General features: G+C 66.7%; 8 protein-coding genes. 2 read left to right on the forward strand and 6 right to left on the reverse strand.

The annotated features are described in order from the left end of the window. Positions 1-609 precede the first annotated feature (609 nt). Positions 610-1,866, forward strand: a complete 1,257-nt coding sequence (locus AC56LG_RS15205; RefSeq protein WP_497166907.1) for an MFS transporter — start codon at positions 610-612, stop codon at positions 1,864-1,866. Positions 1,867-1,964: 98 nt separating this feature from the next. Further along, the gene (locus tag AC56LG_RS15210; RefSeq protein WP_497166908.1) at positions 1,965-2,270 is read left to right on the forward strand and encodes a MafI2 family immunity protein; all 306 of its coding nucleotides are present in this window, start codon (positions 1,965-1,967) and stop codon (positions 2,268-2,270) included. Between the two features lie 415 nt (positions 2,271-2,685). Here the strand turns inward: AC56LG_RS15210 and ilvD are convergent, their stop codons facing one another. From ilvD to AC56LG_RS15240, 6 genes are all read right to left on the reverse strand, one after another. Next, positions 2,686-4,551 carry a dihydroxy-acid dehydratase gene (gene ilvD / locus AC56LG_RS15215; RefSeq protein ID WP_497166909.1) on the reverse strand — a complete coding sequence of 622 codons (1,866 nt, stop codon included), beginning with the start codon at positions 4,549-4,551 and terminating at the stop codon, positions 2,686-2,688. 304 nt (positions 4,552-4,855) lie between these two features. Then, complete coding sequence (locus AC56LG_RS15220) at positions 4,856-5,776, reverse strand: diguanylate cyclase (protein ID WP_497166910.1); 921 nt, start codon at positions 5,774-5,776, stop codon at positions 4,856-4,858. Then, on the reverse strand, positions 5,773-9,843 hold the full coding sequence (locus tag AC56LG_RS15225) for a PAS domain-containing protein (protein ID WP_497166911.1): 4,071 nt from the start codon (positions 9,841-9,843) through the stop codon (positions 5,773-5,775). Before AC56LG_RS15225 ends, AC56LG_RS15220 begins: the two co-directional genes overlap by 4 nt. Before the next feature lie 132 nt (positions 9,844-9,975). Next, entirely contained in the window at positions 9,976-11,193 is a 1,218-nt protein-coding gene (locus AC56LG_RS15230) for an acyl-CoA dehydrogenase family protein (RefSeq protein WP_497166912.1), read from the reverse strand. A gap of 33 nt (positions 11,194-11,226) precedes the next feature. After that, on the reverse strand, positions 11,227-12,276 hold the full coding sequence (locus AC56LG_RS15235) for a phosphotransferase (protein ID WP_497167373.1): 1,050 nt from the start codon (positions 12,274-12,276) through the stop codon (positions 11,227-11,229). A gap of 104 nt (positions 12,277-12,380) precedes the next feature. Further along, entirely contained in the window at positions 12,381-13,085 is a 705-nt protein-coding gene (locus AC56LG_RS15240; RefSeq protein ID WP_497166913.1) for a histidine phosphatase family protein, read from the reverse strand. Between the last annotated feature and the right edge of the window lie 164 nt (positions 13,086-13,249).

Consider the following 13,249-nt stretch of genomic DNA (forward strand, 5'->3'; position numbering starts at 1 on the left):
GCATTCCGGGAATGCTGGCGGCAATCAAGGCGTGCGCCCATTTTCCGACACTGCGAGGGCTGCTTGAAGCGTTTTCATTGCTAGCCTTGCCGAAAATGCCTAAACAGCGTTACAAGCCCTGGAATACTCGTTTATGTTCCAGAATTTGCCTTGGCCGTCCAATCTAGCTCTGAGCTTCTCGTTTTGAGTTTTTACACAGCCTGGGTCGTAAGCGGACGCGACAATACGTATGCTATCGCCCAAAGCGGTCGTTAGGGTATGTCAGCGCAGAACTTGGTGGGCGGGCAGCTGTCGGGCGCAGCTCTTTCGATTGTCCGCTTAGCGTCGATTACATCCTGAGTATAAAGGCGCGACTTTTCGTTCCTCACCCGCTATGCTGAGCTTAATGGACAAGATTGGCCACAAGCCAGTCGTGGACGATCGCACCGGGCACCTGTTGACTGCCGCGTTTGCATCACCAATTCGGCGCAGATGCCGCTTTCATGAGGCGGGACGTGAGTCTTTATGTCCGCACGGTACAAGAGCAAATTAGCGGAAGGCCGAATTTCAATATATTGCGGCATAGATCCCGTGTCGCAACACGGGGCGTCAACGTCAACCAGGAACTTCATGCCAGCTCTCGATAAGAAAACCGATCAATCTGTCACCGTGCCTTTTACCGGCTACCAGAAATTCGTGGCCGGCCTCCTTGCCTTTCTGCAGTTCGCGGTCATCCTTGACTTCATGGTGATGTCACCGCTCGGCGCCGTGATCATGCCGTCACTTGGCATTTCGCCGGCGCGCTTCGGTATCGTCGTGTCGGCATATGCGTTCAGTGCTGGCCTGTCCGGCTTGCTGGCAGCAGGCTTTGCCGACCGCTTCGACCGCAAGAAATTGCTGTTGTTCTTCTATACTGGTTTTATCTGCGGCACGCTATGGTGTGGCCTGGCGCGCTCATTCGAAGCAATGCTGGCAGCGCGCATCGTCACCGGCATCTTCGGCGGAGTGATCGGCTCTGTGCTGCTGGCCATTGCCACCGACCTGTTCGCGCCAAATTTGCGTGGCCGCGTGATGGGCATCATCCAGACCGCGTTCGCCGCCAGCCAGGTGATGGGCATCCCGGTGGCGCTGTACTTGTCAAACCACTTCAACTGGCATGCTCCGTTCTTCCTCATCGTCGGCATCGGCGCCATCGGCGGTGTGGTGCTGGCCTGGCGCCTGCAGCCGGTCGACGCGCACCTGAAACTGCAGGTCCGCTCGAACGCATTACAACACCTGATCGCCACCGTGACCGATCGGCGCCACCTGCCTGCGCTGGCAACTACGTGTTTGCTGGCGACCGGCGGCTTTATGTTGATGCCATTCAGTAGTGTTTTTACCGTCAACAACCTTGGCATTGGCCTCGAACATCTGCCGACGATTTATTTAATAACGGGATTGTGTACGATTTTTGTGGGGCCGTTGATCGGGAAGCTGGCCGATAGATTCGGCAAGATGCCGGTGTTCTATTTCGGCACCGTGGTCACAATCTTCATGGTACTGACATACACGCACCTTCCAGTGGTGTCGTTGCCGGTCATCATCGTCGTTAACGTCATCATGTTCCTCGGTATCTTCTCCCGCATGATTCCTTACCAGGCGCTGGCGGCCTCGGTCCCGGAGCAGCACATGCGAGGTTCGTTCAATGCAATCAGCTCGTCGCTGCAACAATTATCTGGCGGCCTCGCCGCAATCGTCGCCGGTCACCTCGTCAGCACCAGCGCAGATGGCAAGCTGCAAGGCTTTCCCCATGTCGGCTATGTGGTCGTCGGTACCACGATCGTGGCCGCGTTCCTGGTTACCCAAGTGAACAAGGAACTGCAGGGGCGACCAGCTGCGGCGGCTTGAGCTTTTTGCGCCAGTGGGCGTCGTCGTATAAGCCCGGTATCGGCCAACAGCGGACTTCCACGACCTGAGCAATCGCAGCACCTGGTAAGGAACATTCGATGACATCCACCGATATGCGGGTCCGCGTACTGCTCAGTTTGCAGCGCGCACTTCCTGGGCACATCGGGACCGGGGTACGCGCAATCGCGTGCCGGTGGACTAAGGATGAAATCCATGTTCGCACTGTCTTCCACGGCGAGATCAATGACGACGATGCCGAGGCGATGTCCGAGGCAGAAACGGAAGTAATCGCCGATTTCCCATCTCAGGTGGCAGTCTGTTTCAAGCTTGAACGCCGTGATTATCCGGCCTTGATCAAGCATGAAATTGACGAGGTAGCGGTGTTCCGACGAATGGAAAAGTGAATGCGACGAAGGTCCGCTTGGGTCGATAGCGGACGTGCGCTGGCTCAGTCCGGTCGCCAGCATGGCGTCGATGTTCGTCATTTGCTAGTGAATCAGCGCCGGCTTCCATTCATAATCCAGATCTCGGGCGCGCAGGTACGCGACTCGCGTTGACACGTCCCGCTGGTAGACCCCATCCCGGCAGTGAAAGGATCGATGGGCCATGCCCGCAAACGGCCAGGTAAGCTGCATGCCGACCAAGCGTACGCTTCGGGAACGCATCAGGCTTGGCTACACCGCCCGGGCGTCGCAGCCCGATCAGGCTGGTCAACAATGACGCATGATCGGCGCGGCTGCCGTCGTCGGGCGCGGCAAGGTGCCGGTGGTCTTGCGGCGTATGGCCGCTACAAGACCCGAATCCCCGGCGCCCGGCGCCTCATTTGCGCCGCAGTTGCGCCAGGTCGCGCACCGCGCCGCGGTCGGCCGAAGTGGTCAGTGCCGCATACGCCTGCAGCGCCTGCGACACGTAACGTTCGCGCCCCAGCGGCTGCCAGGCGTCGGGGCCGCGCGCTTCCATTGCGGCGCGGCGCGCGGCCAGGTCGGCGGGCGACACACGCAGGTCGATCGTGCGCGCCGGGATGTCGATGTCGATGACGTCGCCTTCTTCGACCAGGCCGATGGCGCCGCCTTCGGCCGCTTCCGGCGAGGCGTGGCCGATCACCAGGCCCGAGGAGCCGCCCGAGAAACGGCCGTCGGTGAACAGGGCGCAGGTCTTGCCGAGTCCCTTCGACTTGATGTACGAGGTCGGGTACAGCATTTCCTGCATGCCGGGGCCGCCTTTCGGGCCTTCGTAGCGGATGATGACGACGTCGCCGGCAGCTACCTGGTCGCCAAGGATCGCTTCCACCGCCGCGTCCTGGCTTTCGAACACGCGCGCCTTGCCGGAAAATTTCAGGATGCTTTCGTCGACGCCGGCCGTTTTGACGATGCAGCCCTTCTCGGCGATGTTCCCGTACAGGACCGCCAGCCCGCCATCCTGCGAATAGGCGTGGGCGCGGTCGCGGATGCAGCCGAGGCTGCGGTCGATGTCGTTCGTGGCGAAGCGTTCTGACTGCGAGAACGCGACCTGGGTCGGCACGCCGCCGGGCGCGGCGCGAAACAGCTGGTGTACCGAACGGTCGTCGCTGACGCGGATGTCGTACTTGGCGATGGCGTCGCCCAGCGTCGGGCTGTGTACCGTGGGGAGCGAAGTATCGAGCAGGCCGGCGCGCGCCAGTTCGCCCAAAATGGAGACGATGCCGCCGGCGCGGTGCACGTCTTCGATGTGGTATTTGTCGGTCATCGGCGCCACCTTGCACAGGCAGGGCACCTGGCGCGAGATGCGGTCGATGTCGGCCATCGTGAATGGAACCTCGGCTTCGTGGGCGGCGGCCAAGAGGTGCAGCACGGTGTTGGTCGAGCCGCCCATCGAGACGTCGAGCGCCATCGCGTTCTCGAAGGCCGCCTTGGTGGCGATCGAGCGCGGCAGCACGCTGTAATCGTCGCCTTCGTAGTGACGGCGGGCGATGTCGACGATCAGGCGGCCGGCGTTCAGGAACAGCTCCTTGCGGTCGCTGTGGGTGGCGACGATGGTGCCGTTGCCGGGCAGGGACAGGCCGAGCGCCTCGGTCAGGCAGTTCATCGAATTGGCCGTGAACATGCCCGAACAGGAGCCGCAGGTCGGGCAGGCCGAGCGCTCGATCTCGGCCACGTCGGCGTCGGACACCGTCGAATCGCCGGCCTTGATCATGGCGTCGACCAGGTCGAGCTTGATCACCTTGCGTTCGTTGTTGACGACTTTCACCACCTTGCCCGCTTCCATCGGGCCGCCGGAGACGAATACGGTCGGGATGTTCAGGCGCATCGCCGCCATCAGCATGCCGGGCGTGATCTTGTCGCAGTTCGAGATGCAGACCATGGCGTCGGCGCAGTGGGCGTTGACCATGTATTCGACCGAGTCGGCGATCAGGTCGCGCGAGGGCAGCGAATACAGCATGCCGCCGTGGCCCATGGCGATGCCGTCGTCGACCGCGATGGTGTTGAATTCCTTGGCGACGCCGCCGGAGGCCTCGATCTCGCGCGCGACGAGCTGGCCCAGGTCCTTCAGGTGCACGTGGCCGGGCACGAACTGGGTGAAGGAATTGACGACGGCGATGATCGGCTTGTCGAAGTCGCCGTCCTTCATGCCGGTGGCGCGCCAGAGCGCGCGCGCGCCGGCCATGTTGCGGCCCTGGGTGGTGGTGTGGGAGCGGTAAGTCGGCATGGCGGGTTCTGGCGCGGCGAGTGAGTCGAAGCGACAGCATGCTCGTCAGGCAACGATATGTCCAATATATGATTTGGTTTTCTGTGATATTTTTCACGAATCACAGGATGCAGACCCGTAAGGTGGGCGGCTCGACCTGTTCAGTGTGCAGGTTAAAAGCACTTGCGCCGCCCACGCGTTCAACCGGCCGGAGATTCGTCGCGAAGTTTCAGAGTGCGGTTGGACGCGTGGGCGGCATCCCGGCAGCGGGAAAACAAGCGCTAGGGTAGAGCCGCCCACCTCACGAGTCTGCGCTTTCCTTCTCTCATCCCGCCGCCATGCAATAGCGGTTACGCCCATCCGCCTTGGCCTGGTACAGCGCCGCATCGGCCGCGCGGATCAGGGCGGCGCCCGTGTCGAGGCGGTCCGGGACCAGTGCGGCGATGCCCATGCTGGCGGTGAGCAGCGCGCCGGTCGGCGAGACGGCATGGGCGATGCCGAGCGCGGCCAGTTCGTCGAGCACGCGCTGGGCCACGCAGGCGGCGCCGGCGGCGTCGGTCTCGGGCAGCAGGATCGCGAATTCCTCGCCGCCGTAGCGCGCCACCAGGTCCTGGGCGCGGTTGGCGGCGCGGCACATGGCGCGCGCCACCTCGGCGAGGGCGGCGTCGCCGTCCTGGTGGCCGTAGTGGTCGTTGTACATCTTGAAATGGTCGACGTCGGCCAGGATCAGCGACAGCGGCAGCCCGGCGCGCCCCGTGCGGCGCCATTCGTTGGCGATGCGCTCGCTGAAGGCGCGCCGGTTGGCCACGCCGGTCAGGCTGTCGGTGAGCGTCAGCGCGCGCAGCGCGTCGGCCTGGCGTTTCACCGTCAACTGGGTGCGCACGCGCGCCCGCACCACCGCGGCGTTCACCGGCTTGCTGATGAAGTCGGCGGCGCCGGCGTCGAGCGCGCGGGTTTCGTCTTCGGGCGAGGACAGGGCGGTAACGAAAATGACCGGGGTGTCGGCCGTTTCCGGCAGGGCGCGCAGGGCTTGCAGGACGGCGTAGCCATCCATGCCGGGCATGACGGCGTCGAGCAGGATCAGGTCGGGGCGCTGGCCCTGCGCGAGCGCGAGCGCTTTCGCGCCGTCGAGGGCGAACAGCAGTTCGTGCTCGTCCTGCAGCGCGCCGTGCAGGATCTGGATGTTTTCCATGGCGTCGTCGACGACCAGGATGCGCCCGTTCAGCGCCAGCTCGGTCCAGCTCATGCGTTTCCTTTTTGTTCGAGTAATGCGCCGACGATGGCTGCCGCCGCGTCGAAGCGCAGCGTGCCGACGGCCTCGGCCAGTTGCGCCGCGCGCTCCGGACCGGCCAGCGCGGCCAGGCCAGGCGCCAGTGTCGCATGGAGCGCCAATGCCTTCATATTGTTATTCTGGAGTAATTCGAAGAGTTGTGCCAACGCCTCCGCACCGATGGGCGCGGCCTCCACGGCCGCGGCAGGCGGATGGTAGCCGTCCACCCCCGCTTGCAGCGTCGCGAACGATGTCTCGATCATCGCCATCTGCGCCGCGGCGTGCGGGTCGTCGCCCGCGCGCAAGGCGGTTTCCAGCGCGAGGGTGTTCGCTGCCAGGCAGGCGGCGCCCAGGTTGGCGGCGACGCCGCGCAACCGGTGCGCCTCGGCCAGCGCGCCCGCGCGGTCGCCGCTCTCCAGTTGGCCGCGCAGCGTCGCCAGCGTGGCGCCGGCGCCGCCGACGAAACGCGCGAGGACGGCGTGCACGGCATCGAGGTCGCCACGGAAGCGCGGCAGCACGGCGGCCAGGTCGATGCCGGGCAGTTGCGCGTGCGAAGGCACCGGAGCGACGACGGCGGGTGCGGGCAGGGCGCGCCCGGTCAGCCGCGCCAGTGTCGCCACCAGCGCGTCGACGTCGACCGGCTTGGGCAGGTGCTCGTCCATGCCGGCATCGAATGCGCGGCGGCGGTCTTCCTGCTGCGTGTTGGCGCTCATCGCGACGATCGGCAAGTCCGCCAGGCCGAGCGCGCGGATGGCCCTGGCGGCCTCGTAGCCGTCCATCACCGGCATCTGCAAGTCCATCAGGACAGCGTCGAAGGCGGCATCGGGCGCGCCCAGCATGGCGAGCGCGGCGCGGCCGTCGGCGGCGACCGCCACGCGCGCGCCCGAATGCGCCAGCACGTGGGTCGCCACTTCCTGGTTGATGGCGTTGTCTTCGACCACCAGCACGTGCAGGCCGGCCAGGCTGGCGGCCAGAGCAGCGCGCGCCGGCGCGGGCAGGGCGGGTCCATCCGCTTCGCCGAAGTCGGCTTCGAAGGTGAAGGTCGATCCCGCACCCGGCCGGCTCTCGACCGCCAGCGTGCCGCCCATCAGCGCGACCAGGCGCCGTGCGATCGACAGGCCCAGGCCGATGCCGCCGGCCTTGCCGCCATCGGCGCCGTCGCCCTGCGCGAAGGGCTCGAACAGGCGCGCCTGGTCGGCGGCGGCGATGCCGATGCCGCTGTCGCGCACGGCAAAGCGCAGCCGCACCTCTCCCGACTCGGGCCACGACTGGCGCGCGGCGACGTCGACCGACAGCACGACCTCGCCCGCTTCCGTGAACTTGACGGCATTCCCCACCAGGTTCAGCAGCACCTGTTCGAGCCGGGTCGGGTCGCCGCGCAGGCTGCGCGGCACGCCGGGGGCGACGGCGAACACCGTCTCCAGGCCCTTGGCGCGCGCGCCGGGCGCGCTCAGCAGGGCGATGCTGCGCAAGCTCGCGTCGAGCTCGAACGGGCGCTGTTCCAGCACCAGCTGGCCTGCGTCGGCGCGCGCATAGTCGAGCAGGCCGCTGAGGATGCCCAGCAGCGAGGCCGAGGCGTTGCGGATGTGGGCCGCGTGGGCGCGCTCGCGCGCCGGCAGCGGCGCGTCTTCGAGCAGGCGCGCCAGGCCCATGATGGCGTTCATCGGCGTGCGGATTTCATGGCTCATGTTGCCGAGGAATTCGCTTTTCGCGCGGCTGGCCTGCTCGGCCTCGCGCAGGGCCTCGACCAGGCGGCTCTCGGTCAGCTTGAGTGCCGAGACGTCGGCATGCAGCCCGTAGAAGCCGCGCACCCGGCCGGCCTTGTCGAGGTCGGGCAGGTAGCTGCCCCAGACGTGCACCGGCGCGCCCGCGCGGTCGTGCAGCGCCGTCTCGAAGCTTTGCGGCCGCCCCGCCAGCACGGCGCGCCCATACGGTTCCAGCTGCGCCAGCGTCGCGGCCGGGATCAGGTCGGCGGCGCGGCGTCCGAGCACGCCGGCTTCGTCGGCGGCGCCGAGCCAGTCGAGCAGCGGCCGGTTGGCGAAGCGCAGGCGCTCGTCGGCATCCCAGTAGGCGACCAGCGCCGGCAGGTTGTCGGTGACGGTGCGGATGAAACGTTCGCGCCTGCGCAACTGGGCTTCGCTGGCACGCAGCGCGGCGTCGGCCGCCACCCGTTCGGTGATGTCGCGGATCGTCGTCTGCATCATGCCGCGCCCGCCGACGTCGACGCGGGTCAGGCGGATGTCGGCATGGAAGTTGGTGCCGTCGCGGCGCTGGTGCACCCACTCGAACTGGACGTCGCCCTCGTCGAGCGCGCGGCGCATCAGTTCGGTGGCCATCTCGTCCGAGCGGCGCCCGTTGGGCTGGAATTCCGGCGAGGCGTTGGCGGGACTGAGCATCAGCACGTCTTCGACGCTGGCGCAGCCGAACATGCGCGCCGCCGCCGGGTTGGCGCTGACAAAACTGGCGTTGTAGGCGAGCAGGGCCTGGGCGTCGCCGGACGCTTCGAACAGCGCGCGGAACATCTCTTCGTTGTCGCGGTTCTGCTGTTCGAGCAGCTTGCGCTCGGTGATGTCGATCACGACCGCGTTAATGCCGACCAGTTCGCCCTCCGCGCCGAACACCGGGTAGTAGCTCGACAGCCAGTGGCGCATCACGCCGGGATCGGCCGGCACCGCGCCTTCCATTTCGAGGTCGCGCAGCGCGCGCCGCGTTTCGCGCACGCGCCGGTAGGGTTCCTCGATGGCGACGCCGGCCTCGCCCAGCAGTTCGGGCAGGGTACGCCCGAGGTGGCCGAGCGCGGGCACCGCGTTGATCGCCGCCAGGTAGTCGTTGATCATCACGAAGCGCAGGTGCTGGTCGACGAAGCACAAGCCTACCGGCGCGGTGGCGTACACGGTTTCCAGGCGCACGTTCAAGCGTTCGAGTTCGGCGGTGCGGTCGGCCACGCGCGCCTCGAGATCGCTGCGGTAGCGCAGCAGTTCGGTATCGAGGTCGGCCAGCGTCGCCGCCACCAGCGCCGTCTCGCGGAGCGCGCCGGGCGCCGCGGGAAAGGCTTCGCCGCGGCCGAGCGCGGCGGCCGGCGCCACCAGGCCGCGTACCGAGCGGCCGATGGTGCCGCCGATGGTCCAGGCCAGCAGCAGGCCGAGGGCAAGCAGGCTGGCCGAGGCGGCCACGGTGCCGGGCAGCGCGCCGCCCAGCAGTTCGCGCGCGGCGTCGTCGGGATAGCTGACGGTGACCAGCCAACCGTGTTTGTCCGAGCGCGTCCAGGCAGCATGGCGCGGCTCGTCGCCGGGCGCGGCCGGCAGGTCGGCCAGGCCTTCCGGGCGCGAGGCGGCATCCGAGGCCAGCACGCCGTTCACCGGCGCGCCGACGTACAGCGCGGCGTCGACGCTGCGCGCGGCGATCACACCGCGCCGGTCGACGATTTCGGCAACCCAGCCCGGCCGCAACTGCTGTGCGTGCAGCAGGCCGGCAATGCGCGCCAGGCGCACCTGGCTCGAGAGTACATAGGCCACCTTGCCGCCGCGCCAGACCGGCACGTCGGCGGAAAACACGAAGGGCTGCCCGGGGGCGGGCCGGTACAGGCTGGAGATGCTGGCGTCGCCCCGTTGCAGGACGGCCTCGACCGACTGCGCGTTGGGCCGCTCCGGCAGCGCACTGCCGAAGGCACGGCGGGTGTCGAGCAGCGCATTGCCGTCGGTGCCATAGAGGACGAAGCCGAATGCGGCGAAATCGGGGCGCAGCAGGGCGCGCGTCTGGCGGTGGAATTCGTCCAGCGAGCCCGGGTCCAGCGTCGGCCAGGCGGCGGCCACGCGGGCGGCGGTTTCCAGGCTGTCGAGGTCGCGGTCGAGGGCGGCCGACAGCGCGCGCGTGACGGTGGCGGCGTCGCGCGCCACGTGCAGCGCTTCGCGGCGGCCGGCATCGACCAGGAACGCGATGTACGCGAGCAGCAGCGGCAGCACGCTGGCAAGGATCAGGGTGAGCAGCTTCGAGCGGATCGAAGGGAGGGCGTCGCGGCGGAATAAGGACAGAGACGGTGGCAAGAGCGGTCCAGGTCGGCGCGGCGCGGATGCGCCGCCAGCGCCCATGGTACGCGAGTGACCGGGCCGGGCCTAGACCCGGCTGTCCGGCGCCCCGCTATCTGTAGATTGAGAGCAACAAGTAATGCTGATTAATTAAGAATACTTGGCCAGCTCGACCTTGGCGATGGCGTTGCGGTGCACCTCGTCCGGGCCGTCGGCCAGGCGCAGGGTGCGGTTGCCGGCCCATTGCGAAGCCAGCGGGAAGTCGTCCGACACGCCGCCGGCGCCGTGGGCCTGGATCGCCCAGTCGAGTACCTGCTGCGCCACGTTCGGCGCCAGCACCTTGATCATCGCGATCTCGGCCGCCGCGACCTTGTTGCCGACGGTGTCCATCATCCATGCCGCCTTCAAGGTCAGCAGGCGCGCGGTGTCGATGCGGATGCGCGACTCCGCGATGCGCTCGCGCCAGACGCCTTGCTCGCTGATCTTCCTGCCGAAGGCGACGCGCGAGTCGAGGCGCTTGACCATCAGTTCCAGCGCCCGTTCGGCCACGCCGATCGCACGCATGCAGTGGTGGATGCGGCCCGGCCCCAGGCGGCCCTGGGCGATCTCGAAGCCGCGCCCTTCGCCCAGCAGCATGTTCGCCGCCGGCACACGCACGTTCTCGAACACGATCTCGCAGTGGCCGTGCGGCGCGTCGTCGTAGCCGAACACCGGCAGCGGGCGCTTCACCGTGATGCCCGGCGTGTCGGCCGGCACCAGGATCATCGATTGCTGCTGGTGGCGCGCGGCGGTCGGGTCGGTCTTGCCCATCACGATATAGATCTGGCAGCGCGGGTCGCCGGCGCCGGAGATCCACCATTTGTGGCCGTTGATGACGTACTCGTCGCCATCGCGTTCGATCCTTGTCGCGATATTCGTCGCATCCGACGAGGCCACGTCCGGCTCGGTCATGGCAAAGGCGGAGCGGATCTCGCCGCGCAGCAGCGGTTCGAGCCAGCGCTGTTTGTGCTCTTCGGCGGCGTAGCGTTCCAGCGTTTCCATGTTGCCGGTGTCCGGCGCCGAACAGTTGAACACTTCCGGCGCCCAGCCGACGCGGCCCATGATTTCGCACAGCGGCGCGTAGTCGAGGTTCGACAGGCCCTCCGGCGCCCGCGTCGACTTCGGCAGGAACAGGTTCCACAGGCCCTGTTCGCGCGCCAGCGGTTTCAGGCGCTCGATCAGTTCGGTCGGCACCCAGCGGTTGCCGAGCATGCCGTTGGCGTCGATTTCCTGTTTATAGGCTTTTTCGTTCGGGTAGATGTGCTCGTCCATGAAGGCGAGCAGGCGCGTGCGCAGTTCCTTGCAGCGGTCGGAGTAATCGAAATCCATGGTCTCTCTCTTTCTCTCTGTTTAGCTTTCACTTCAGCGTAAGCGGGTCGCGAATTGCCAGGCCATCTCGGCCATCGGGCGCGCGGCCTTGCCGTTTTCCAGCGCCTGCGCGCTCGAGGCGGTGCCGTCGACATAGCGTTTCATGATGCCTTGCATGATGCCGGCCAGCCGGAACATGTTATAGGCAAGATAGAAATTGAAATCCTCCATCCGCACCGTCTTGCCGGTGCGCTCGCAATAGCGCGCGACATAGGTGTCCAGGTCGGGAATGCCGAGCGCGGCCAGGTCGAGGCCGCCGATGCCGCGGAACTTGCCGGGCGGGATGTACCAGCTCATGCAGTGGTAACTGAAGTCGGCGAGCGGATGGCCCAGGGTCGACAGCTCCCAGTCGAGCACGGCGAGGATGCGCGGCTCGGTCGGATGGAAGATGATGTTATCGAGGCGGAAGTCGCCATGCACGATGGCCGTGTCTTCGCCGGGCGGAATGTTTTGCGGCAGCCATTCGATCAGGCGGTCCATCGCCTCGATCGGTTCGGTCGCGGAGGCCTGGTACTGCCTGGTCCAGCGCTCGATCTGGCGCGCGAAGTAATTGCCGGGCTTGCCGTAATCCTGCAGGCCGATGGCGGCGTAGTCGACCGTGTGCAGCTGGGCGATGACGCGGTTCAGTTCGTCGTAGATGGCGCCGCGCTCGCTCGGGGCCATGCCGGGCAGCGACTGTTCCCACAGCACGCGGCCCTCGACGAAATCCATCAGGAAAAAGGCGCGGCCGATGACGGCTTCGTCGGTGCACAGCGCGATCTGGCGCGGCACCGGAAAGCCGGCGCCGTGCAGGGCGTTCATCACGCGAAATTCGCGGTCGATGGCGTGCGCCGAAGGCAGCAGTTTCGCCGCCGGGCCCGGTTTGGTGCGCAGGACATATTGCTTGTCGCCTGCGCGCAGTTTGAAGGTCGGGTTCGATTGCCCGCCCTTGAATTGTTCGACCTCCAGGGGGCCGGCCGGGAAGTCCGGCACGTTCGCCCGCAGCCAGCGCGCCAGCGCCTCGACATCGAATTTCTGGCGCTCGGATACCGGCTTGGTTCCCATCATCTCTTCGTACACTGGCGTCTCCTCCTGTGTTTGTTGTCAAATCTGATTGCAGTCGATTCTAGCCGATGAAATGAACGGTCGTACTATTTATTTTGCTGGCGTTAGCTGGCCCGGCGGTACTGGTTGAACAGCTGTTCCATGGTCGTCGTACGGGCATCGGGCTGCAGCGGGGAGGGCGGCACGTGGTTCACGAAGCGCACCACCCAGTCGAGCGGATCGCTTCCCACGTCGAGCGCATTGATGCAGCCGGCCTCCTGCGCCAGGCCGCCGAGGAACAGGCGCTGGCCGGTGAGGGCCAGCGACAGGATCGCGCAGTTGACGCCGCCGTGCAGGACCAGCAAGGCCGTATCCCAGCCCGGGTCGGCGCGCAGGCGCTCGAGCGCCGGATGCACCCGGTCCATCATCTCGCCCACCGATTCGCCGCCAAGGAAGCGCTGTTCGGGCGCGACCAGGCCTTCGAAGACGCCGGTAAAGGCGCGCTTGAGTTCGTCCTGGGGAATGCTGGAGAGGCGGCCGCCGCGGATTTCGTGCAGTTCGGGCCAGGTTTCCGGCTCAATCTCCTGCCGTGTAACGGCCAGCACGCGCGCGGCGGTTTCCACGGTGCGCGGCAGGCCGGAGACGATCACGCGGTCGAAGGTAATGCCGGCGGCGGCAAAGGCGCTGCCGGCGGCATCGGCCTGGGCGCGGCCTGTTTCGTTGAGGGGGACCTGCTCGGGCAGGACGGGGCGGCCGGCGGCGTCGAAGTAGGTGACGCTGCCGTGGCGCATCAGGAAAATGCGGCGTCGGGCGCTGGGTTGGTCGTGCATGGTGGTCCTCTAACGTGGATCGGAGGGACGTAGGGTGGGCCGGGCCGCGCAGGACCCTGTGCCCACGCGTGAAGCCGGCACCGTGTTGGCGGGGTCTTTTATAAAACGAAGCCAACACATTGCGACATTTACGCGTGGGCACGGGGCGCCCACCCTACGGATCT

The sequence above is a fragment of the Telluria sp. ZB2R32 genome (assembly GCF_059685715.1).